Source organism: Streptomyces lateritius, from assembly GCF_014649715.1.
Lineage (GTDB): Bacteria > Actinomycetota > Actinomycetes > Streptomycetales > Streptomycetaceae > Streptomyces > Streptomyces lateritius.
The window spans coordinates 253,347-273,608 of record NZ_BMTO01000007.1 but is presented as its reverse complement, the minus strand read 5'-3'; the positions used below and the strand labels follow the sequence as shown (position 1 = coordinate 273,608).

General features: G+C 71.5%; 25 protein-coding genes and 1 pseudogene. 16 read left to right on the top strand and 10 right to left on the bottom strand.

From position 1 onward, the window contains the following. Positions 1 to 340: 340 nt before the first annotated feature. Positions 341 to 1,573 carry a serine hydrolase domain-containing protein gene (locus tag IE136_RS16540; RefSeq protein WP_158993180.1) on the bottom strand — a complete coding sequence of 411 codons (1,233 nt, stop codon included), beginning with the start codon at positions 1,571 to 1,573 and terminating at the stop codon, positions 341 to 343. Between the two features lie 281 nt (positions 1,574 to 1,854). Between IE136_RS16540 and IE136_RS16535 the strand changes: the two genes are divergently transcribed. Both IE136_RS16535 and IE136_RS16530 read left to right on the top strand, forming a co-directional pair. After that, positions 1,855 to 2,367 carry an EF-hand domain-containing protein gene (locus IE136_RS16535; RefSeq protein ID WP_158993182.1) on the top strand — a complete coding sequence of 171 codons (513 nt, stop codon included), beginning with the start codon at positions 1,855 to 1,857 and terminating at the stop codon, positions 2,365 to 2,367. 103 nt (positions 2,368 to 2,470) lie between these two features. Then, entirely contained in the window at positions 2,471 to 2,905 is a 435-nt protein-coding gene (locus IE136_RS16530) for an STAS domain-containing protein (RefSeq protein ID WP_158993184.1), read from the top strand. A gap of 523 nt (positions 2,906 to 3,428) precedes the next feature. Here the strand turns inward: IE136_RS16530 and IE136_RS16525 are convergent. The 4 genes from IE136_RS16525 to IE136_RS16510 form a co-directional block, all read right to left on the bottom strand. Continuing rightward, complete coding sequence (locus IE136_RS16525) at positions 3,429 to 4,187, bottom strand: hypothetical protein (protein WP_189600722.1); 759 nt, start codon at positions 4,185 to 4,187, stop codon at positions 3,429 to 3,431. A 108-nt stretch (positions 4,188 to 4,295) separates the two neighbouring features. Next, positions 4,296 to 4,730 carry a DUF2267 domain-containing protein gene (locus tag IE136_RS16520; RefSeq protein WP_229818892.1) on the bottom strand — a complete coding sequence of 145 codons (435 nt, stop codon included), beginning with the start codon at positions 4,728 to 4,730 and terminating at the stop codon, positions 4,296 to 4,298. Between the two features lie 217 nt (positions 4,731 to 4,947). Next, a complete protein-coding gene (locus IE136_RS16515) occupies positions 4,948 to 5,382 on the bottom strand; it encodes an Hsp20/alpha crystallin family protein (RefSeq protein WP_158993188.1) in 435 nt (144 codons plus the stop codon). Between the two features lie 651 nt (positions 5,383 to 6,033). Next, positions 6,034 to 7,542 (bottom strand): MFS transporter, encoded by a 1,509-nt coding sequence (locus tag IE136_RS16510; RefSeq protein WP_189600721.1) that lies wholly within the window; start codon positions 7,540 to 7,542, stop codon positions 6,034 to 6,036. A 114-nt stretch (positions 7,543 to 7,656) separates the two neighbouring features. Here IE136_RS16510 and IE136_RS16505 point away from each other — a divergent pair. The 14 genes and pseudogenes from IE136_RS16505 (at position 7,657) to IE136_RS16435 (ending at position 15,137) form a co-directional block, all read left to right on the top strand. Beyond that, a pseudogene (locus IE136_RS16505) lies at positions 7,657 to 9,154 on the top strand (aminotransferase class I/II-fold pyridoxal phosphate-dependent enzyme). 106 nt (positions 9,155 to 9,260) lie between these two features. Beyond that, positions 9,261 to 9,563, top strand: coding sequence for a gas vesicle protein GvpO (locus IE136_RS16495; protein WP_158993192.1), 303 nt, complete (start codon positions 9,261 to 9,263; stop codon positions 9,561 to 9,563). A 16-nt stretch (positions 9,564 to 9,579) separates the two neighbouring features. Beyond that, a complete protein-coding gene (locus tag IE136_RS16490; protein ID WP_158993194.1) occupies positions 9,580 to 10,014 on the top strand; it encodes a gas vesicle structural protein GvpA in 435 nt (144 codons plus the stop codon). 3 nt (positions 10,015 to 10,017) lie between these two features. After that, positions 10,018 to 10,731: a GvpL/GvpF family gas vesicle protein gene (locus tag IE136_RS16485; RefSeq protein WP_158993196.1), complete on the top strand. Its 714-nt coding sequence runs from the start codon at positions 10,018 to 10,020 to the stop codon at positions 10,729 to 10,731. 24 nt (positions 10,732 to 10,755) lie between these two features. Continuing rightward, entirely contained in the window at positions 10,756 to 11,013 is a 258-nt protein-coding gene (locus IE136_RS16480; protein ID WP_158993198.1) for a gas vesicle protein GvpG, read from the top strand. A 44-nt stretch (positions 11,014 to 11,057) separates the two neighbouring features. Further along, entirely contained in the window at positions 11,058 to 11,480 is a 423-nt protein-coding gene (locus IE136_RS16475; protein ID WP_189600719.1) for a gas vesicle protein, read from the top strand. After that, a complete protein-coding gene (locus tag IE136_RS16470; protein WP_229818891.1) occupies positions 11,477 to 12,364 on the top strand; it encodes a GvpL/GvpF family gas vesicle protein in 888 nt (295 codons plus the stop codon). The genes IE136_RS16475 and IE136_RS16470 overlap by 4 nt, the downstream gene beginning before the upstream one ends. Next, on the top strand, positions 12,361 to 12,618 hold the full coding sequence (locus tag IE136_RS16465) for a gas vesicle protein (protein ID WP_158993202.1): 258 nt from the start codon (positions 12,361 to 12,363) through the stop codon (positions 12,616 to 12,618). The genes IE136_RS16470 and IE136_RS16465 overlap by 4 nt, the downstream gene beginning before the upstream one ends. A gap of 14 nt (positions 12,619 to 12,632) precedes the next feature. Next, positions 12,633 to 12,986: a gas vesicle protein K gene (locus tag IE136_RS16460; RefSeq protein ID WP_373309075.1), complete on the top strand. Its 354-nt coding sequence runs from the start codon at positions 12,633 to 12,635 to the stop codon at positions 12,984 to 12,986. Positions 12,987 to 13,031: 45 nt separating this feature from the next. After that, positions 13,032 to 13,445 (top strand): hypothetical protein, encoded by a 414-nt coding sequence (locus IE136_RS16455; protein WP_158993204.1) that lies wholly within the window; start codon positions 13,032 to 13,034, stop codon positions 13,443 to 13,445. A gap of 275 nt (positions 13,446 to 13,720) precedes the next feature. Next, positions 13,721 to 14,335: a flavodoxin family protein gene (locus IE136_RS16450; RefSeq protein ID WP_158993206.1), complete on the top strand. Its 615-nt coding sequence runs from the start codon at positions 13,721 to 13,723 to the stop codon at positions 14,333 to 14,335. 55 nt (positions 14,336 to 14,390) lie between these two features. Beyond that, positions 14,391 to 14,567, top strand: a complete 177-nt coding sequence (locus tag IE136_RS16445; RefSeq protein ID WP_158993208.1) for a hypothetical protein — start codon at positions 14,391 to 14,393, stop codon at positions 14,565 to 14,567. Between the two features lie 87 nt (positions 14,568 to 14,654). Then, a complete protein-coding gene (locus IE136_RS16440; RefSeq protein WP_189600718.1) occupies positions 14,655 to 14,810 on the top strand; it encodes a DUF6131 family protein in 156 nt (51 codons plus the stop codon). A gap of 75 nt (positions 14,811 to 14,885) precedes the next feature. Beyond that, positions 14,886 to 15,137, top strand: a complete 252-nt coding sequence (locus IE136_RS16435; RefSeq protein WP_158993210.1) for a DUF6479 family protein — start codon at positions 14,886 to 14,888, stop codon at positions 15,135 to 15,137. A 205-nt stretch (positions 15,138 to 15,342) separates the two neighbouring features. On the opposite strand, the gene IE136_RS16430 is transcribed toward IE136_RS16435, so the two are convergent. The 5 genes from IE136_RS16430 to IE136_RS16410 all read right to left on the bottom strand — a co-directional run. Then, on the bottom strand, positions 15,343 to 17,517 hold the full coding sequence (locus tag IE136_RS16430; protein ID WP_189600717.1) for a xanthine dehydrogenase family protein molybdopterin-binding subunit: 2,175 nt from the start codon (positions 17,515 to 17,517) through the stop codon (positions 15,343 to 15,345). After that, positions 17,514 to 18,524: an FAD binding domain-containing protein gene (locus IE136_RS16425; protein WP_158993214.1), complete on the bottom strand. Its 1,011-nt coding sequence runs from the start codon at positions 18,522 to 18,524 to the stop codon at positions 17,514 to 17,516. The genes IE136_RS16430 and IE136_RS16425 overlap by 4 nt, the downstream gene beginning before the upstream one ends. Then, the gene (locus IE136_RS16420) at positions 18,521 to 19,084 is read right to left on the bottom strand and encodes a 2Fe-2S iron-sulfur cluster-binding protein (protein ID WP_158993215.1); all 564 of its coding nucleotides are present in this window, start codon (positions 19,082 to 19,084) and stop codon (positions 18,521 to 18,523) included. The genes IE136_RS16425 and IE136_RS16420 overlap by 4 nt, the downstream gene beginning before the upstream one ends. Then, positions 19,077 to 19,553 (bottom strand): hemerythrin domain-containing protein, encoded by a 477-nt coding sequence (locus IE136_RS16415; RefSeq protein WP_158993217.1) that lies wholly within the window; start codon positions 19,551 to 19,553, stop codon positions 19,077 to 19,079. The genes IE136_RS16420 and IE136_RS16415 overlap by 8 nt, the downstream gene beginning before the upstream one ends. A gap of 191 nt (positions 19,554 to 19,744) precedes the next feature. Continuing rightward, a partial coding sequence (locus tag IE136_RS16410; RefSeq protein WP_189600716.1) for a hypothetical protein occupies positions 19,745 to 20,262 on the bottom strand: 518 nt, incomplete at its 5' end.

Genomic DNA, 20,262 nt, shown 5'->3' with positions numbered 1-20,262 from the left:
TGAACCGCTCGGCCGGTGCGTGGAGATCGTGCTGGCGGCCCGCCGCAGCGGCTACCTCGCCTCCACCGCCGCCTTCACCGCGGTGTGCGAGACCTCGATCCTGTACGGCACCCCGCCGCCGGACCGGGGCGGGCACGACCGGCGCGGGTCGCTGAACCTGAAGCCTCAACAGCGGCGGGAACGGAGGGAGTTGCCGGCCGTCGGTGAAAGCCGTCGAGGACGCGGCGCGTCACCGGCGCCGCCGTCTCGCCGACGTGAGCCCGTGCTGCCCCGGAGTGGTGCCCCGCCCGACCACGGGCCGGGGCCGCCGCGCGGCGGCGGCCCCGGCCCGTGGTCGGCGTCAGCGGCGCTCGGTCAGGTCGGCCTCGGCCGGCCGCTCCGAGAACGTACGCGCCGCCGCCGGCTTCTTCCCGCAGAACGCCGCCTCCAGCGTTCCCCCGAGCGCCGTGTTGGCCGCGCCCCGGTTCGAGGTGTTCGCCATCGCGGAGAGGGCCCGCCGGCCGTCCCGGGTCGAGAAGGCGTACGTGTAGTAGCCCTGCACGGTCCCGGTGTGCCCGTACACCTGGGCCCCGCAGGACAGGTCGTAGCGGCGCAGACCGAGCCCGTAGAAGCGGGTGTTGGCCGCGTCCGTCGGGGTGACCGTGGTCATGGCGTCCATCATCCGGGGCGACAGCAGCTCGCCCCGCATGAGCGCCGTGGTGAATGTGTTGAGGTCCGCCAGGTCGGAGATGACCGCCCCGGCCGACTGTGCCCAGGACACGGTCTGCTCCGTGGAGTCGACGAGCGGCGCGCCGGCCTCGTCCGGGTGCAGATAACCGCGGACCCGCATCCCCTTGATCCGGGTCTCCGGGTGCACGTACGAGGTGTTCCGCAGCCGCAGCGGCTTGATGACGCGGCTCTGGTACTCCTCGGCGACCGGACGGCCGGTGGTCTGCTCGATGAGCATGCCGACCACCACGAAGTTGGCGTTCGAGTACTTGTACGCCACACCCGGTTCGGTGGTGCGCGGTTCGTTCAGGGAAAGGTTCACCAGCTCCTGGTAGCTGAACACACGGTTCCGCACGGCCTCGAAGCCGGGCACGGTCTGGGCGAACATCGCGTCGGTGTAGTCGGCCAGGCCGCTGCGATGGGTGAGCAGATGACGGACCGTGATCCTGTCGTCGGGCAGCAGCCCGGGCAGGTACCGGTTCACCGGCGCGTCGAGCTCCAGCCGGCCCTCGTCCACCAACTGAAGGAGCACCACGGTGGAGAACGTCTTGCTGACGCTGCCGATCCGGAACCGCGCCCGGCTGTCCATGGGGGCCCCGGACTCACGGTCGCGGACGCCCTCGGTCCGCGTCCGGGCACCCCAGGGCCCGACGTACCGGGCCATGGCACCGGGCGCGCCCTGCGCCATGGCGGCGTTCAGGGACCCGGCCACTCCCTCCATGTCCGGAGCGGGAACGACGGGAGGAGCGGGAACGGCAGGCCCGGCGGGGGAGGAGGTCGCGGCGGTGGCCGGGGCGACACCTCCGGCGAGGGCGGCGATCAGGGTGGCACTGACGACCAGGCGTCGACGCGGTGACAGGGACACGTTTTCCTCGGCTTCTTCCTCGACACGATTCGGTACGGCGCACGCGCTGCGCTGCGCCGGGACGAACCCGGGAGAGTCGACCACTGCACGCCGACTCCCGGGCCCATGGAGCATGAGGGCCAACGCCGCCGATCGGTTCCTGTCACGGGCGTTCGAGTTCCACGGCGGGCGACGGGCGGAAACCCGAGGGTGACCGAATCGGCCCCGGGCAGTTGATCTTGTCGTTGTCGCCGGCCACCGGCGATACGCCTCCCCAACCACCCACAGCCGAAGGACCCGTCATGGACAGCAGGACCGCCAAGGCCCACATCTTCGCGATGCTCGACGTGGACGGCGACGGTGTCGTCTCGCGGCAGGAGTACCTCACCCGCCCGGCCCGCGCGGCCGCCGTGTCGGGACGAGGGGGCCACGATCCCCTCGTCGCCGCCGCCCACGCGGCCCACGAGCGGGTCTACGCCTCGATGGACGCGGACGGCGACGGGCGGGTGACCTTCGAGGAGTACGCGACCTGGGCGGGCGCCGAGTCGTTCGAGGAGGTCTGCAGGCCCGCGCTCGGATCGCTGTTCGACCTCGCCGACACCGACGCCGACGGCGCTTTGGACCGCGACGAGTTCACCCGGCTGCGCGAGGCGCTCGGCAACCCCGCCGACAACGCCGGCGCGGCGTTCGACGCGCTGGACACCGACGGTGACGGCCGCGTCGGCCGGGAGGCCTACCTGGCGTCGATCCGCGCGTACGTGACCGAGGGCGCGTCCGGCATGGCCGAAGCGCTGCACACCGCACACAGCCGCTGATCGTGGGTCGTACGGGTGGCGGATCTCCCCCGCAGGTGGGCAGGCCAGGGTCCGGTGGAGTGAAGGAGCGTGCCGCTCGACGGGGCCACGCGGTTGATCTGGTGTGAGTACCGCGAGCAACCTTCCGATACTGACCGCCCCTACCGTCACACCGGGCACCGGACCGATCGACCAGGGCGCGGAGACCGCGCCCTGTGGCATAAGCGTCCGCTCCTGCAGCGTCGTCGACGAACAGACTCTGCGGGTCGAGCTCCACGGAGAGGTCGACCACTACAGCGCAGGGCCGCTGCGGGTACTGCTGGCCGCCGCGTCCACCCTCGGACACCGGCGCCTCGTCCTCGACACCTCGCGTGTCACGTTCGCGGACTCCGCCCTGCTGCGGATCCTGACGGACTGGACGGAGCACGGCCGGCGACTGCGACTGACCGGTGTCACCCCCGCGATGGAGCGGCTGCGAGCAGCCGCCTGGGGAGCATCCCCACCCACCGCGCGCCGACGCGCCCGTCCACGAAGGGAGACCGTAGGGGAGGGAGTGTGACCTTCTGTCTGCTCGTCCTCGTCCCCTGCCCGCCGACGGGGATCCTCCCGTCGGCCGACCCTCCGGCGGCCCGCGGACGCCACCGCGGAGCCGAGCGGGGGCGACCGGCCGGCGAGCGGACGGACGTACAGGCCGACGACCCCTTCCGAGCCCGAACCAGGAAACCGTGGGGCCGCACCGCGGCCGGTGCGGCCCCACGGCTGTGGGCGTGGCGGACCGAGCCCTCGACCACGACGACCCACGTGTCGCTCATGACGATCCGACTCTGGCAGAGTCCACGGCGCCGTCCTGGAGCGGGGCAAGCGCACTGTCCCGCGTCCCGTCGAAGGCCACAGCCACGGCTGGTGGGTGTGGACCGTCGTCGGCACCACGACCTCGCCCGCCTCGGCTGCCTGCCACTTCCGCGCGGCCGCGAACTGACCGGGAACCGATCCTGAGACGCAGAGCCCCCGGCCGGCGACGGACCCCCGTACCGGTGGGGGGGCTCAGACGTACCTCGCCGCAGGTTTCCCCGCCCGCGCGGTCAACTCGGCAGGGCGTCCCAGGCGTTCGCGAGGCCCTCCAGCCACACCGGGGGCAGCTCGGCGCGCTCCCACTCCTCCCGCAGCAGGGACGGCGCGGCGGAGAGGCGTTCGAGCACGGCGACGCTGGTGGGGGAGTGGGTGAGGGAATAACGGCCGTGGATGGCGATGTCGCTACCGGGGCCGTACTCCGCGTACAGCCGGGAGAGCTGTTCCTGCCGGGTCTCGGCGAACTCGCTCAGCCGTCCCGCGTACCCGGCCCGTTCCACGGCGCTCATCGTGCCGAGGACCGCCCTGAGGACCTCGTCCGACACCTCGGGGTCGAGGTCGGAGACATGGGTGAACGCGAGGTAGAGCGGCGTCACCGCCACCTTCGCCCGCTCCACGTCCACCCTCCCGACGGGGGGACGGCCCCGCGGGACGTCCATCCGGCCGGCCCGGGGGGAGGGGGCCGGCACGGCCGGGCCGAGGGCGCGGTGCAGCGCCCGGTCGGCGACGGCGCCGAGTTCCTCGACGACGGCCTGGGCGCCGTCCTCCCAGCCGGCGCCGTAGAGCTCCCCCTTCCCCCTCGGGGCGCCCGCCTCGACCTTGCGGACCTCATGGTGCGCGTCCACGACGGCACCGGCCTCGACGAGCGCGATCAGCTCCTCTGCCTCGGCGTGGAACACTCCGGCGCGGCCGAGGAGTTCGAGCAGGGTCTTCTTCGCGTTGACGACGCTGGCGGAGTCCAGCGGGTGCTGGTCCTCTTCGGCGGCGTTCATGAGGCCCTCCTCGTCTCTCCGACTCTCCGAGCGTCTGTCGAGGCTTTCAGCTGGGAGCCGTCGCCGTCCAGCCGACGGCCCGGGGGCGGCCCGGCGAGATCGGCACGGTCAGGCGGCCCGCGCGAGTTCGGCGCGGCCGAAGAGCAGGCCGTAGCCGGGAGGCAGCTGGGCGAGGACGCGATCGAGGAGGTCGGGCCCGGCGAGGTCGGCGACGACGTTGAGGACGGCGCCGGTGTCCCAGCGCGCGGTGGCGGGCGTGCCGCCGATCCGGCCGGCGAGGTCCTTGACGAAGCCCCAGCCCGTCAGCGGCTCGATGGCGGGAATCTGCGACGCGAGGGCGTGGGCGGCCTCGACCGGCAGGCGGGCGGCGAGGTCGACGCGCTCCTCACCGGTGATCTGGCGGCCGAGGGCCGCGAGAACGGCGAGCACGGTGTCCTCGGCACGTTCGCGCGTGGGGTACGCGCCCTCGTAGCGGACGCGTTCGAGCATCTGGTCGTACGTCATGCCCCGCACCACCGGGGCCTCTTCGGACAGGACAGGCATGGAAGGGTGGCGTGCCTTTCTCGTGAGGGCTCGCGCCCGCGGGGCCAGCTGCCGTGACCCTCGCGCGAGGCGCGATCAGGGAAGGAGACGGCCCGGTCGTCGCCGCGGCCTGTGTGCCCGCGTGCTCGCGAGCTCGCGGTGAGCCGGACCGGAGGACGGAGGACGGGACGGGAGGGGGAGATCGTCGTCCCGTCCTCCGCCACGGCGGACGGCCGGTTCAGCTGTCGATCTGCTTCCGGCCGACGTCCCCGCCGATGGAGATCTTGCGGGGCTTGGCACGCTCGGCGATCGGGATCCGCAGGGTCAGGACACCGGCTTCGTAGTCGGCCGTGATGCGCTCGGTGTCCAGGGTGTCGGCCAGCATCAGCTGGCGGGAGAAGACACCCAGCGGCCGTTCGGACAGCTCCATCTGGACGTCGTCGGCCTTCACGGACGGCCGGCGTTCGGCCTTCACCGTGAGCATGTTCCGCTCGACGTCGATCTCGATGGCCTCCGGCGTGACGCCGGGAAGGTCGAGGGCCATCACGTAGTGGTCACCCTCGCGGTAGGCGTCCATCGGCATCGCCGAGGGGCTGGACCACGTCCCGGGCGTGCCCAGGAACTGGCGGGTGAGCCGGTCGAGCTCGCGGAACGGGTCGGTGCGCATCAACATCGCGAAACACCTCCAGAGCGGTACGGGCAGGAACTGCCAATGCGCTTCACCTGACACCGTTCTAACATGTCATCCATGCGACGACAAGTAGGGTGTCGTCAGAAGGGTGACATCAGCGAAAGGGCGTCCGTCACCTCGCGCGCTCGACCGACCGACCGGCCGACCGAGCGGACCGAACCGTCTCGCAGCCTCGGTGCCGCTGACGGCGCTCGAAGAGGCGCTGACCGTCGCCGCCGCACGCCGCCGGCCGGGAAACGTCCCGCGCCGCGGCGGGCGGGCTCGCGGGACTCGCCGACCGCCCTCCTCCCGCTGCGCGAGCAGCTCGCCCGGGTGGGGACCGGCACCGATCGAAGCGGCCCGCGAGGCGGGCGCGCGCCGGGCGGACATCGCCCACCCGCTCGGCGTGGCCAGTCGCCAGGCCGCCGAACGCCGCTGTCTGCGCCTACGGCCCGGCCACGCAGGGAAGACCGGCGAGCGGCGCGTGCGGGCCGCACCCGCCGCTACCTCGAAGCCGGCCACCCCGGCCTCGCCGCGCGGGTGGACGCCCTGGCCCGGCACACCGCCGGCCTCCGCCGTCCCACCGACGGCCGACCGGCCCCTGACCGCATGACATCCAGGCATGGAGGCATCACGCGTACGACGACGGAGCGGCTACCCGCCGACGCGGGCGGCCGGAGGAGATCCGTCCTCGTCCGCCGCCTCCGCCGCCTCCGTCGCCGACAGCGGCGTCGCGATGTCCTCCAGTGACCTGCCCTCCGCCGCGACGGCGAGGAAGAGCGCGACGAGACCCGCGAGGACCATGAGCGTCGCGCCGACACAGAAGGCGAGAACGGCGTCGCCTACGACCCCGCTCTCGGTCAGCTCCGCGAAGAGCAGCGGCCCGGAGATACCGCCCGCGGCCGTGCCGATCGCGTAGAAGAACGCGATCGCCATCGCCCGCGTCTCCATCGGGAAGATCTCGCTGACCGTGAGGTACGCCGAGCTGGCGCCCGCTGAGGCGAAGAAGAGGACGACACACCAGCACAGCGTCATCGTCGTCGCGTCCAGGCTGCCCCGGTCGAAGAGCCACGCCGTACCGAAGAGCAGCAGACCGGACACGATGTACGTGCCCGCGATCATCGGCCGGCGCCCGACCGTGTCGAAGAGCCGCCCCAGCAGGAGCGGGCCGAGGAAGTTGCCGAACGCGATGACGGCGAAGTAGTACCCCGTGCTGCCCGTGGGGACGTCGAAGAACTTCACCAGGATCGAACCGAAGCCGAAGGTGATGGCGTTGTAGAGGAACGCCTGGCCGATGAAGAGCGCGAAGCCGAGCACGGCCCGCTTCGGGTACGCGTGGAAGAGCGTGCGCGCGATCTCGATGAAACCGATGCTGCGGCGCTGCTCGATGGTGATCGCCCGGGACGGTTCCGGCAGCGGGACGCCCTTCTCACGCTCCACCTGCCGTTCCACCGACGAGACCAGTTCCTCGGCGCCCTCCGAGCGGCCGTGGATGAACATCCACCGCGGGCTCTCGGGGACGTGCCGGCGCACGAGCAGGACGACGAGACCGAGGACGACGCCCAGCGCGAAGCTCAGCCGCCAGCCGAGGTCCATGGGGAAGATGTCGGTGTCGAGCGCCACGACGGACAGCAGCGCGCCGCCCATGGCCCCGAGCCAGTAGCTGCCGTTGATGATCAGGTCGACCCGGCCCCGGTACTTGCTGGGGATCAGCTCGTCGATGGCCGAGTTGATGGCGGCGTACTCGCCCCCGATCCCGAAGCCGGTCAGAAAACGGAACAGGAAGAACCACCACACGGACGTGGACAGCGCGGTCAGTGCCGTCGCCGCCAGATAGACCGCGAGGGTGATCAGGAACAGCTTCCGGCGGCCGAAGCGGTCGGTCAGCCAGCCGAAGAACAGGGCGCCGGAGCAGGCGCCCGCCACGTAGAGCGCGGCGGCCATGCCGGTGACCTGGGCGTCGGTGATCGGCAGCCCGCTGCCCGGCTCCGAGAGTCTGCCGGCCATGTTCCCGACAATGGTGACTTCCAGGCCGTCGAGGATCCACACGGTGCCCAGGCCGATCACGATCATCCAGTGCCAGCGGGACCACGGCAGCCGGTCGAGCCGGGCGGGGACCTTGGTGGTGACGGTTCCGATCACAGCGTCATCGGTGCGAGTCATGCCACCACTCCTTACCCGAGCCGGGCGGTCGACGCCTCGGCGTCCACGGATCACACCGAATCGGACGCAGGGGAAGCGCGTACGGGAACCGCGTACTCCGGGAAGCGGGGAGGGATGGCTACGGAAGAGAAACACCACGACCAGACCGAGGCGCCGGTACTGGAGGCGCTCGAGAACTACCACCGCTCCGGGGAACTCGCCTTCACGCCGCCCGGACACAAGCAGGCGCGAGGCGCGGACCCCGAGGTGCGCCGGATCCTCGGCGACGCGGTGTTCCACGGAGACGTCCTGGCCAGCGGGGGGCTGGACGACCGGCGCACCCGCGGAAACGTTCTGCAGCGTGCGGAACGCCTCATGGCCGAGGCCGTGCACGCCGAGCACGCGTACTTCTCAACCTGCGGCAGCTCCCTCTCCGGCAAGGCCGCCATGCTGACGGTCGCCTCTCCGCACGAGAAGCTGCTGGTCGGCAGGGACGCCCACAAGTCCGTCGTCTCCGGGCTCATCCTCTGCGGCCTGCGGCCCGTCTGGGTCGAGCCGGCCTGGGACCCCGAGCGGCACCTCGCCCATCCGCCCTCCGCCGAGGCCTACGAGCGCGCCTTCCGCGAGCATCCCGACGCGCGGGGCGCCCTCGTCACGAGCCCGACACCCTACGGATCCGCGGCGGACATCGCCGCCATCGCCGAGGTGTGCCACCGCCGGGGCCGGCCGCTCGTGGTGGACGAGGCGTGGGGCGCCCACCTGCCGTTCCACCCCGACCTCCCGCCCTGGGCGATGGACGCCGGCGCCGATGTCTGCGTCACCAGCATCCACAAGATGGGCAGCGGCCTGGAACAAGGCTCCGTCTTACACCTCCAGGGCGGACTGATCGACCCGGCCGACCTCGCCTCACGCGCCGACCTGCTGGGCACCACCAGCCCCTCCGTGCTCCTGTACGCGGGCATCGACGGCTGGCGGCGCCAGATGGTCCGGCACGGCCACGAGCTGCTCACCAGGACGCTGGAGCTCGCCGGACACGTCCGTACGGAGATCGAGCGCATCGACGGACTGCACGTCAACGACGCGGACGACTTCTGCGGACCGGGACGGGCCGCCGAGTTCGACCCGCTGCCGGTCGTCATCGACCTCGGGGAACTGGCCATCAGCGGCTACGACACCGCGTGACTGGCTGCGTGAGCACCACCACCTCGACCCCCACCTCTTCGACCACCGCCGGATCAGCGCCCAGCTCACCCACGCCGACGACCACGAGACCACCGGCGCCCTGATCACCGCGCTACGGGACCTCGTCCGCCACGCACCGAAGCTCCGCCCCGCTCCGCGCGTCGACGTGCCGGACCCCGCCGGGCTGCGCATGGAGCAGGCGCGTCTGCCGCGCGACGCCTACTTCGCCGCCACCGAGGACGTCCCGCTCGCCTCGGCCGCGGGCCGGGTCGCGGCCGAGATGATCACCCCGTACCCGCCCGGCGTTCCGACCGTCCTGCCCGGGGAACGGCTCACCGAGCCCGTGCTGCGCTACCTCCGTACGGGAGTCGAGGCCGGCATGAACGTCCCCGACGCGGCGGGCCCCGGCCTGGAAACCGTGCGGGTCACCACGGAGAAAACGTGGGCGTGAGACGTATCACGCATACGTTCGGAAGTCACGGGCACGTGAACCGCAGCGATCGACGGCGGATGGAGAGCGACTCCAATCCGATCTTCTGTGCCCAACAGGCGGGATGATGAAAGCGACTGACGACGACGAACATGGCAAGAATTCCGGAGAGCGCATCGACATATCGAGTGCGATGCGCAGGGCCTCCGCTCAACTCTCCGAACTCCTGCGGTGCGAACCGGGGTCCGTCTCGGCGGTGAAATCCACCGACGAGGGATGGTCGGCCGACGTGGAAGTGGTCGAACTGGAAAAGGTGCCGGACACCATGACCGTGATGGCGTCGTACCACGTCACTCTCGACCCCCAGGGCCGGCTCCTCGCCTACGAACGTACGAGGCGTTACGCACGGGGCCAGATCGACCGCCGCTGACGGAAGGAGTTTCATCGTGACACTCGTCCAGCAGAGCAGCGCGACGAGCGGCGGAAGCGGCTCGGGCAATCTCTACGACGTTCTGGAACTCATTCTCGACCGAGGTCTCGTGATCGACGCGTTCGTTCGCGTCTCCCTCGTCGGGATCGAAATACTCAAGATCGACGTCCGTGTGGTCGTCGCCAGCGTCGACACCTATCTGCGATTCGCTGAGGCGTGCAACCGGCTCGACCTGGAATCCGGTCGCAAGGCGCCGACGCAACTCACCGACATCGTCGGCGACATGACCGAGAGCGGCGCCAAAGGAAAGTCGAAAGGCGCACTGAGCGGAGCCGTCGAGGCGATCTCGGACACGCTGCACCGCAAGAGTGAGGACTCGGAGGAGGAGCCGAGCCGGCGCGCGGCACGCTCCTCCACGTCCAGCCGTTCATCAGCCAAGCGAGAGGAGTGACGGGTGTCCACCTACGTGTACGCCATCACCGGAGCCGACCATCCCCTGCGCCTCGACGACCTCCAGGGAGTGGGCGACCCGCCGTCGCCCCTGCGCGCGGTCACGTCCGGCCCCGTGGCAGCCGTCGTCAGCGACGCGCCGCCCGGCCTGCGGGCCAAGCGCCGCGACGTGGTGGCACACGAGAGCGTGCTGGAGGCCCTGATGGCCGACGGGGCGACCCTGCCCATGCGCTTCGGCCTGCTGGGACCCGACGACGAGCGGGTCGCCGAGGTCCTGGGCCGCGACGCCCCCGCCTACCAGGAGCGGCTGACCGAGCTGGACGGCCATGTCGAGTACCACCTCAAGGCCGCCCGGGACGAGAAGGACATGCTCCTGGAGATCATGGAGGGGTCCGAGCAGGCGAGGGAGCTCAACCGGCGCACGCGCACCGATCCGGGAGCCCATGACGAACGGATCGCCCTCGGCGAGCTGGTGGCCCGGGAGGTGGCGGCCCGAGGAGAGGCCCAGGCGGAGGAGACGACCAAGCGCCTGTCCCCCGCCGCGGCCCGCCTCTCCCGTTCCGAAGCCGGAGCGACCCACTTCCTCAACGTGTCGTTCCTCGTCCCGACCGCGTCGACGGACAGCTTCCTGAAAGCGGTACGGGAGGAGGCGGAACGGCTGGGGGAGGGGTACAACTTCACCCTGACCGGGCCGCTTCCGCCGTACAGCTTCGTGTGACCCGATCGGGAGGAGGTGCCGGTCATGGGACTCGTCACCAGCATCCTGACCCTGCCGATGGCGCCCGTCCGGGGCACGGCCTGGGTCCTCGACCAGGTGCTGCTCGCGGCGGAGCGGGAGTACTACGACCCCGCGCGGGTGCGCGCACAACTGGCCGCGCTCGTCGACGACCTGGAGAACTCCCGTATCGACGCCGAAGAGTTCGACCGGCTGGAGGACGAACTGCTGGACCGCCTCGACGAGATCGAGGCGTACCGGCGCGGACGCGGGAACGGCTCATGACCGCCGCCGACCGAGAACACCCGTAAGCAGACAGGGACGACACCGTGTCCGATTCACTGGCAGGCCGCCTGGCGGCCCCACCACGCAGCACACCCGCCCCCGGCCATCAGGGCTCGTCCGCGAACCTCGCCGACATCCTGGAACGGGTGCTCGACAAGGGCATCGTCATCGCGGGCGACATCCAGATCAATCTCCTCGACATCGAACTCCTGACGATCAAGCTCCGGCTCCTGGTCGCCTCGGTCGACAAGGCGAAGGAGATGGGCATCGACTGGTGGGAGCACGACCCCTCGCTCTCCTCCCGGGCGAGCCGGCCGCCACGGCCGGTCGAAGGCCGGCCCGCGGAGGCCGATCGGACAGAGATCCTCGCCGAGGAGAACGAACGTCTGCGCGGCGAACTCGACCGGTTGCGTTCGGCGCTCGGCCCCGCCGTCGGCGAGGTCGAGCGAGAGGAGGGCACGAGGTGAGCACACGCGAGGTGGACGTACGCGAAGTGAACACGCGCGAGGCGGCGGCGGGGCGGACGCCGGTCGCCGCCGGCACCGGGCACGAGCTGACGTACGTGTACGCCGTCGGCCGCGACGACTCGGCGCTCCGCCGTACCGTCGGCCGTCTGAGCGGAGTGGAAGGTCACGGTCTGCGGCTGATCGACGCCGAGGGGCTTGTCGCCCTCGTGTCGACTGTCCCGTCGGACGTCTTCGGCGAGCGGGCGCTGCGCGTCCTGCTGGAGGATCTGACCGCACTGGAGGCGATCGCCCGTGCGCATCACGGCGTCGTCGACGCCGCGTTCGCCGAGACGGTCGTACTGCCCCTGCGCCTGGCGACGGTCTACAGCGACGACAGCCGGGTGGTCGCCATGCTGACCGAGGAGCGGCGGCGCTTCGAAGAACTCCTGGCAGGGCTTGACGGACACGTCGAGCTGGGCGTGAAGGTCTACGCCGACCCGGGCGCCGCCGAGCCCGCCGCGGACCCTCCCCGGCCGGCAGCGGCGTCCGCGCCCCCCTCGGGGCCGGGACGGGCGTATCTGGCGCAGCGCCGGGCGCGGCGCCGGCGTACCGAGGATCTCTACCGCGCCGCCGGCGACATCGCCGCCGAGGCGACGGCGGTGGCCGGGGAGCTCGCCCGGGCGCGGGCGGTGCACCGCCCCCAGCAGGGGGAGTTGGCGGGCCGTGCCGGGGAGAACCTCACCAACGAGGCGTACTTGGTGGCCGTCGGGGAGGTGGACCGGTTCCGCGAGCGGGTCGGCGCCCTGAGCCGGCGTGCTCCGGGCGTCCACGTCGAGGTGACCGGGCCCTGGGCTCCGTACTCGTTCGCGACACCGGACACCACCGGTGACGAGGTCGGCTCGTGACGAGCGGACCGCTTCAGACCGCCGGATTCCAGGACACGGAACCTCTCGCCGGGCCGCCGGTGGCCCTCATCGACCTGCTGGACCGGCTCCTGACCGGGGGAGCGGTGCTGACGGGTGACCTGGTCCTGTCCGTCGCGGACGTCGACCTGGTCCACATCAACCTGCGCGCGGTCATCAGGTCGATCACCGAGGACGCACCGGCGCCCTGGGCGACCGTGCCCACGGGCGACGGACCGGCCCCCGAACCCACCTGAAGGAGGCCACCGCGGTGAAGGAGACCACCCCGGCCCCCGTCCATGTCGACGACCTCGACGAGCGGCTCGCGGCGGCCGGCGGCGTGGCGCGACGGCTCGCCACCGACCCCGACACGGTGGAACGCGATCTCATCAAACTCGTCCTGACCGTGGTCGAGCTGCTGCGCCAGCTGATGGAACGCACCGCCGTGCACCGGGTCGACCAGGGAGACCTCAGCGAGGAACAGGAGGAACGCATCGGAATGACATTGATGATTCTGCACGAACGAATGGAAGAGCTGTGCGAGAGGTACGGCCTTTCGATGGACGATCTGAATCTGGATCTGGGGCCGCTGGGGTCTTTGCTTCCCCGCGACTCGGTTCGTTAGAACGCCCCGCGTTTCACGACTGGTTGAGCGGCAAGGAGGAATCACATGACTGCTGAGAGCGACAACACCAAGAATTCCCGCACCACACGTGCCCGGAAGACGGCCACCAAGCGGACCGGGGAGAAGGCCTCGGCGGCGGCGAACGCGGCGGGGACCTCGCTCCAGGAGGCGGAGAAGTCCGCCCCGGTGAGTGTGCGCTCCGCCGGCGAGGCCACCAAGCGGGTCGGCCGCGCGGCGGCGAACGGTCTGCAGAGCGGACAGCAGGTCGTCACGGCCAATGCCGCGAAGGCGGCCACCGTGGCCACGACCGCGTGGACGGTCGTGAAGGAGAGGAAGGCGATCGCGGCCGGTGCCGCGGCGGGCGTCGCCGGAGTGGCCGGCGCCGCCTTCGCCCTCGGCCGGACCACGGCCAAGCCGCCGGTCGGGCCGCTGACCCGGCTCGCGCGCGGCCGGATCTGAGCGCGGGGCGGACGCGTCCACAGCTCCACCCGCATCCGCCCATCCGCTCACATCCGCCCGCACCGCCACATGGCTGCGTTCCGCCCCGACACGTCGGGGCGGAACGCAGCCATGTGGTGGTGCGGGGCTGGGTCGTGTCCGGAAAGCAGCGCCGTCTGCCCGCGGGCCAGGCGGTACTGTACGGACACGGCCTGGGGGCTGCCACGCTCTGCCATATGCCGCAAGATGCCGCGTCCGGTGACATGGAGGACGCGTCGCGGGGTAGCGGCGAACCCATGGACACCACACCCCTCCGCGCGGTCGCACTCGTCTGCACCCTGTCCCCCTCGCCCGCACCCTCCAGCTCACAACTGCTGGCGGAACAGACCATGGCCGCCCTCGGCGAGCACGGTGTCACCGGCAAGACGATCCGCGTCGCCGACCGGAACGTCCTGCCCGGGGTGAAGACGGACATGGGCGAAGGGGACGACTGGCCCGAGATCCGGGACACGATCCTGGGGTGCGACATCCTCGTCCTCTCGACCCCCATCTGGCTCGGGCACCCGTCGAGCATCGCCCAGCGCGTGCTGGAGCGGCTGGACGCCGAACTGTCCGAGACGGACGAGGAGGGCCGCCTGCTCACCTACGGAAAGGTGGCGGCCGTCTGCGTGGTCGGCAACGAGGACGGCGCGCACAAGAGCAGCGCCGACCTCTTCCAGGGCCTCAACGACGTCGGCTTCACCCTCGCCCCCGGCGCGGTCACCTACTGGGTCGGGGAGGCCATGCAGGGCACCGACTACCAGGACCTCGACAAGACCCCTGAGGCCACCGCCCGTACCACCGCCACGCTCGCCGCCAACACGGCGCACCTCGCCCGGCGACTCAAGGCGGCCCCCTATCCGCCGTCCTGAGCCATTGGCCGCCTCAAGGCATCGAATCGGACGTCTGACATCGAAGGAGCGCGACATGACCGAGGACAAGCGCGAAGACCGCGGTTCCGAGACCACCCCGTCCGAAGCGGTCGGGGAGAGCGGTGACGAGGCAGCCCGCCGGGAGGCCGACGAGGCGGTCGTCACCGACGGTGAGGGCGCCGAGGAGGACCGTTCCGATGTCTCAGAACAATCTTCCGCGGAACGCGAATGATATGGCGTCGTTGATGGTATTCGCACAGTGCCTTATCGCTCCGCTAATCGCGGCGGAGTCATTCCACGGGGATGCTGGGAGGTCGTCGTGATTATCCTCGGAGTGATCCTGTTGATCGTCGGTTTCGTCACAGGAATTTCCATTCTGTGGACCATAGGCCTGATCCTCGCGATCGTCGGCCTGGTGCTGTGGGTGGCCGGCGCCGCCGGGCACGCGGTGGGAGGCCGATCTCACTACTGGTGACCGCCCCGCCCCGCCCATCTGTGACCCGCCCCGGCGCCTGCGCGCCGGGGCGGGCCCGATCCGAGAAAGGCGAACATGATCGCACACACCCTTGCCGCCGACTCCACGGTCACGCTGGCGGCGGCCGGCTCCAACGCCCTCCTCTTCGCCGTCGCCATCGGCGTGGTGATCGTCGGCGTGCTGCTCGGCGCCTTCTACTGGGGGAGCCGCCGTGCCGCACGCCGACGCCGTCCGGTCGGCGACCCGACCCAGGCGAACGCCCGGCACGGCCGTGACTCCTGGAGCACACCCGAACACGACCCGGATCTCGGCGACCACCGTCGGTGACGGCGGCGCCTCACCCCTTTCCTGCGGACGTTCTCGTACGGACTTCCCTGGGCCGTGTCCGTGAAGTCCCGCTTGGCCCGCGGCGTCTGGTACGCGCTCGCCGCGTTGTCGGGATCACCCGAGTACGGTCAAGTACGAGGGCGACCCTCCGCCTTGCGATCGCACGCACCGGACGCCGCCGGCCCTGCCCTGCGGACAGACGGCGCTACTTTCCGGACACGGCCAAGGGGAAGGCGTGAGGCGCGGTGGCGAGGTGCGGCAGCAGGCGGTCCGGCGTCAGCGGGAGATCTCGCAGCCGCACACCCACCGCGTGGTGGACGGCGTTGGCCACGGCCGCGGCGGTGCCGACGATCCCGATCTCGCCGATCCCCTTGGACCCCATCGGGTTGAGATGAGGATCGTCCTCCTCCACCCAGTACGCCTCGATCGCGGGCGCGTCCGCGCACGAGGGGACGTGGTACGCGGCCAGGTCGCGCTCCGCGAAGTCCCCGAAGCCCGCGTCCATCGTGCTCGACTCGGTCAGAGCCATCCCGATCCCCATCGTCATCCCGCCGATGAACTGGGAGCGCGCGGTGCGGGGATTGAGGATCCGGCCGGCGGCGTACACGCCCAGGAGACGGCGGACGCGGACCTCGCCGGTCACGGTGTCCACTTGGACCTCCGCGAAGTGCGCGCCGAACGCGTGGCGTGCGTACGGCGACTCCCGCCCGGCCTCCTCCTCCGTGTCCGCCGACGCGGACAACCCCTCGGCAGGCAACTCGCCGGAGTGGGCGCGCAGCTTGCCCGCGAGGGCGGTACAGGCCTTGTGCACGGCCCAGCCCCAGGACGCCGTGCCCGACGAGCCACCGGCGAGCGGGGCGGTGGGCAGTGTGCTCCGTCCGATATCCACCCGTACCGTGTCCGGGCGGGTGCCCAGAACCTCGGCGGCGATCTGCGCGAGCACGGTGCGCGCGCCGGTGCCGATGTCGGTGGCGTTGACCAGGATGGTGTAGGAGCCGTCCCGGTCGGCGTGCGCGGTGGCGGTCGAGGGGCTGACGAGGACGGGATAGGTGGCCGAGGCGACCCCTGTGCCGAGGAGGAGGTCGCCCGCGCGGCGGACGCCGCTGCGGGCCTCGCGCCCTTCCCAACCGAAGCGCCGCGCGCCCTCGCGGAGGCAGTCGGCGAGGTGCCGGCTGCTGAAGGGCCTGCCGCTGTCGGGCTCGGCGGCCGGTTCGTTGCGCAGACGCAGTTCCACGGGGTCGATCCCGGTGGCGGCGGCGAGTTCGTCCATCGCCGATTCCAGCGCGTACATGCCTGATGCCTCACCCGGCGCGCGCATCCAGGAGGGGGTCGGCACGTCCAGGGCCACCACCCGGTGGGTGGTGCGGCTGTTCGGCGAGGTGTACATCGTGCGTGCCGGCACGGCGGCCTGTTCGACGAACTCCCTGACCGTGGACGTGTGGGTGACCACCTCGTGGGCGAGCGCGGTGATGACCCCGTCGGAGGACGCCCCGAGCCGTACGCGCTGCACGGTGGGGGCGCGGTGGCCGACGACGGCGGCGAGCTGGTGGCGGGGGAGCGCCAGTTTGACCGGGCGGCCGGTGTGGCGGGCGGCCATCGCGGCGAGCACCACCTGGGCGCGGGGCGTGCCCTTGGCGCCGAAACCCCCTCCGACGTGCTCGGACAGGACGGTGACCGCGTCTTCGGGCACGTTGAAGAGGCCCGCGAGGGTGTCCCGTACGGTCGCCGAGCCCTGGCTCGAGTCGTACACGGTCAGACGGCCGTCGTCGGTCCACCATGCCGTGGACGCGTGCGGCTCCATCGGATGGTTGTGCAGCGCCGGCATGGTGTACGTCGCGTCGACGCGGACGTCGGCGGCGGCGAAGGCCGCGTCGAAGTCGCCCCGCTCCCGTACGGCCGGGTGGCCACCGTTGGCCTCTTCCGGTGTGTAGAGCCGCGGGTGGTCGGCGGTCAGGCGCACGTCGTGTTCATCGGTGTCGTACTCGACGCGCAGAGCGTCGGCGGCGGCGCGAGCCGACTCGAGGGAGTCCGCCACGGCCAGGGCGACGTACCAGCCGCGGTGCGGCACGCGGTCGTCCTGGAGCAGGGCGAGCGTGGGGTCGTCGGAGGGGCCCAGGCGCGGTGCGTCGGTGTGGGTGAGGACTGCGAGCACGCCGGGCAGCGCCAGGACGTCGGCGGTGTGGAGGGCCGTGACTCGCCCGCGCGCGACGGTGGCCGGCACCGGCCACGCGTAGGCGCAGTCGGGTGGTGTGTGTTCGGCCGCGTAACGGGCCGCGCCGGTGACCTTCTCACGGGCCTCGCGCCGCGGAAAGGCGGAATCGAGAGCGAGGGGCGCGCCCGGCGACGGCAGGGCGGTGTCCTGGGAGAGTGCGTCGGTCATGTCGGGGGCCGGGCTCCTTCTTCGGCGCGGGAAGCGAGGTCGCTCAGGACATTCACGGTGAGGTTTCGGGTGAGCGTCACCTTGAAGGCGTTGTCGCGCAGGGGCTCGGCGGCCGCCAGTTCGGCGTCGGCGGCACGCGCGTACGTCTCCACGGTGGCGGGTGCGCCGCGCAGCACCTCCTCGGCCGCGCGGGCGCGCCACGGCCGGTGGGCGAGCCCTCCGAAGGCGAGCGAGGCATCCCGGACGAGGCCGCCCTCGACCCGCACCGTAGCGGCGACGGAGGCGAGGGCGAAGGCGTACGAGGCACGGTCCCGGGCCTTGCGGTAGCCGCTGTGCCCGCCGTCCGCGCGGGGCGGCAGGGTCACGCCGGTGATCAGTTCTCCCGGCCGCAGGACGGTGTCCACGTCGGGCCGGTCCCCGGGCAGCCGGTGGAGGTCCGTGACGGGGACGGTCCGCTCGCCGCCCGCCCCGCGCACCTGGACCGTGGCGTCGAGGGCGGCGAGCGCGACCGCCATGTCCGAGGGATGGGTGGCGACGCAGTGCGCCGAGTGTCCGAGCACCGCGAGATCGCGGTGGACGCCGTCGCGGGCGGGGCACCCCGTGCCCGGTTCGCGTTTGTTGCAGGGCTTCGACGTGTCCTGAAAGTAGGGGCACCGGGTGCGCTGGAGCAGGTTCCCGCCGGTGGTCGCGGTGTTGCGCAACTGTCCTGAGGCCCCGGACAGCAGGGCCTGCGACAGGGCCGTGTAGCGCGTGCGTACGACCGGATGGGCGGCGAGATCGCTGTTGCGCACGGTGGCCCCGATGTGGAGTCCGCCCTCGGGAGTGGTCTCGACGGAGTCCAGCGGGAGGCGGCTGACGTCGATGAGGAACTCCGGGGCGGTGACCCCGAGCTTCATCAGGTCGACGAGATTGGTCCCGCCGCCCAGGAACTGAGCCCCCGGACGGGCGGCGAACGCGTCGAGTGCCTCCTCGGCCGTCGCGGCGCGCAGGTACGAGAAGGGCCTCATGACCTCGCCGCCTCCGCGATGGCGTCGACGATGTTCGGATAGGCGCCGCACCGGCAGAGGTTGCCGCTCATCCGCTCCCTGATCTCCAGGGCGTCGAAGGGCTCGGGCGCGCCTTGGCCGGGAGAGCTGTCGGCCGCGAGACGGTCGGGGGCGGTCGCGTACGAGGGATGTCCTTCGGCGGCCTCGGCCAACATGCCGACCGCGGAACAGATCTGACCGGGAGTGCAGTATCCGCACTGGAGTGCGTCGTGGGCGACGAACGCCTCCTGGACCGGATGGAGCCGTTCGCCCTCGGCGAGGCCCTCCACCGTCGTGACGTCGGAACCGTCGCAGGCCACGGCGAGCAGCAGGCAGCTGTTGGCCCGCCGCCCGCCGACGAGGACGGTGCACGCGCCGCACTGGCCGTGGTCGCACCCCTTCTTGGCGCCGACCAGATCGAGGTGTTCGCGGAGTGCGTCGAGCAGGGTGGTGCGGTTGTCGAGCCGGAGCGACAACCACGTCCCGTTGACCCGCAAGGAGACGAGGGAGACCGGGATCTCCGGGGCGCCCCGCTCAGGCATCGGTGGCGCTCGGAACGGCGAGCGGATCGCGCGGAGCGTCGCTCTTGGCCTTCTGCATCTGTTCCCCCAGCTCGACCAGCCGCTTGCGGCCGAGCGCCTTGCGGACCTCGGGGAACCAGTCCTTCTCCTCCTCCTCGACGTGGTGACGGACGTTCTCCATGAGGACGGTCATCTTCGCCTTGAAGCGCTCGTCGGTGGGCGGCATGTCCTTGAGCTCGGAGAGCATCCACACCACCGCGTGGTGCTCCTCGACGCTCTCCAGGACGTGATCGCTCGTGTCGGGCGCTCCTTCGCGCGCTGCCGGATAGAAGATCTGCTCCTCGATCCAGGCGTGCGCCGTCAGTTCCTCGATCACCTCATCGGCGATGCTCCGGCGCTCCGCGTGAGCGTCGTCGTCGGTCTTCTCGAACTTCTTGAACAGCTTCTCGACCGTCGCGTGGTCCTCACGCAGCAGCACGATTCCGTCCATGGGTCCGCCTCGCCTTCTGTCATGTTTGGGTATGTATGTGCCAGAGGCTTCCCTTCCCCCGAACCCCCGGTCGTATGTCCGTCTGTCCGCCGGAGGGCTGATCAAGCGGATGCCGATGCCAGATGCCGGGCGGGCCCGTCCGGCGACGGGCCCGCCCGGCATCGTGGGCGTACGGACTTACGGGTACGGACTTACGGGGCCACGGTGATCTGCTGGGCCGGGTCCGTGGTGTCCGCCACCGTGTAGACGGCGTTGAAGGTCGAACTGGTCGCACTGGTCGGGCAGCCGAACCCGCCGGTGACCTTGACCGGGACCGAGGCGTTGGTGAAGGTCAGCGAGGGCGGGGCGCCGTTGGCCCAGGCGCCGGGGACGCTCGCCGCGGCGGTGGGCGCGGCGACGACCGTACAGGCGGCCAGACCGCTCGTCTTGAGCACGAGGCCGCCCGCCGGGACGGTCATCGTCGCCGTGATCGGCGCCCCGTTCTGCATGGACACCTGCCACGCGCCGCTGGTGGTGACGGTCGGCGTCACGCCGGCCATGCTCGACGTGCAGGAGCTGTACGTCGGCGCGGAGATCGGCGAGGACACCGGGCCGGCCGGGTTGTGGTTGCCGGGGGCGGCCGGAACCGTGCCGGTGGACACGGAGACCGAGCAGGTCACGGTGACCGAGCCGGCCTTGAAGGTCGCCTTGCCGCTGAGCGTCGCCTTGA

Coding starts and splice junctions, on each gene's coding strand:
- IE136_RS16535 (WP_158993182.1), top strand. CDS start 1,855: ATGGACAGCAGGACCGCCAAGGCCCACATCTTCGCGATGCTCGACGTG.
- IE136_RS16525 (WP_189600722.1), bottom strand. CDS start 4,187: ATGAACGCCGCCGAAGAGGACCAGCACCCGCTGGACTCCGCCAGCGTC.
- IE136_RS16520 (WP_229818892.1), bottom strand. CDS start 4,730: ATGCCTGTCCTGTCCGAAGAGGCCCCGGTGGTGCGGGGCATGACGTAC.
- IE136_RS16515 (WP_158993188.1), bottom strand. CDS start 5,382: ATGTTGATGCGCACCGACCCGTTCCGCGAGCTCGACCGGCTCACCCGC.
- IE136_RS16510 (WP_189600721.1), bottom strand. CDS start 7,542: ATGACTCGCACCGATGACGCTGTGATCGGAACCGTCACCACCAAGGTC.
- IE136_RS16495 (WP_158993192.1), top strand. CDS start 9,261: ATGAAAGCGACTGACGACGACGAACATGGCAAGAATTCCGGAGAGCGC.
- IE136_RS16480 (WP_158993198.1), top strand. CDS start 10,756: ATGGGACTCGTCACCAGCATCCTGACCCTGCCGATGGCGCCCGTCCGG.
- IE136_RS16455 (WP_158993204.1), top strand. CDS start 13,032: ATGACTGCTGAGAGCGACAACACCAAGAATTCCCGCACCACACGTGCC.
- IE136_RS16450 (WP_158993206.1), top strand. CDS start 13,721: ATGGACACCACACCCCTCCGCGCGGTCGCACTCGTCTGCACCCTGTCC.
- IE136_RS16445 (WP_158993208.1), top strand. CDS start 14,391: ATGACCGAGGACAAGCGCGAAGACCGCGGTTCCGAGACCACCCCGTCC.
- IE136_RS16435 (WP_158993210.1), top strand. CDS start 14,886: ATGATCGCACACACCCTTGCCGCCGACTCCACGGTCACGCTGGCGGCG.
- IE136_RS16430 (WP_189600717.1), bottom strand. CDS start 17,517: ATGACCGACGCACTCTCCCAGGACACCGCCCTGCCGTCGCCGGGCGCG.
- IE136_RS16425 (WP_158993214.1), bottom strand. CDS start 18,524: ATGAGGCCCTTCTCGTACCTGCGCGCCGCGACGGCCGAGGAGGCACTC.
- IE136_RS16420 (WP_158993215.1), bottom strand. CDS start 19,084: ATGCCTGAGCGGGGCGCCCCGGAGATCCCGGTCTCCCTCGTCTCCTTG.
- IE136_RS16415 (WP_158993217.1), bottom strand. CDS start 19,553: ATGGACGGAATCGTGCTGCTGCGTGAGGACCACGCGACGGTCGAGAAG.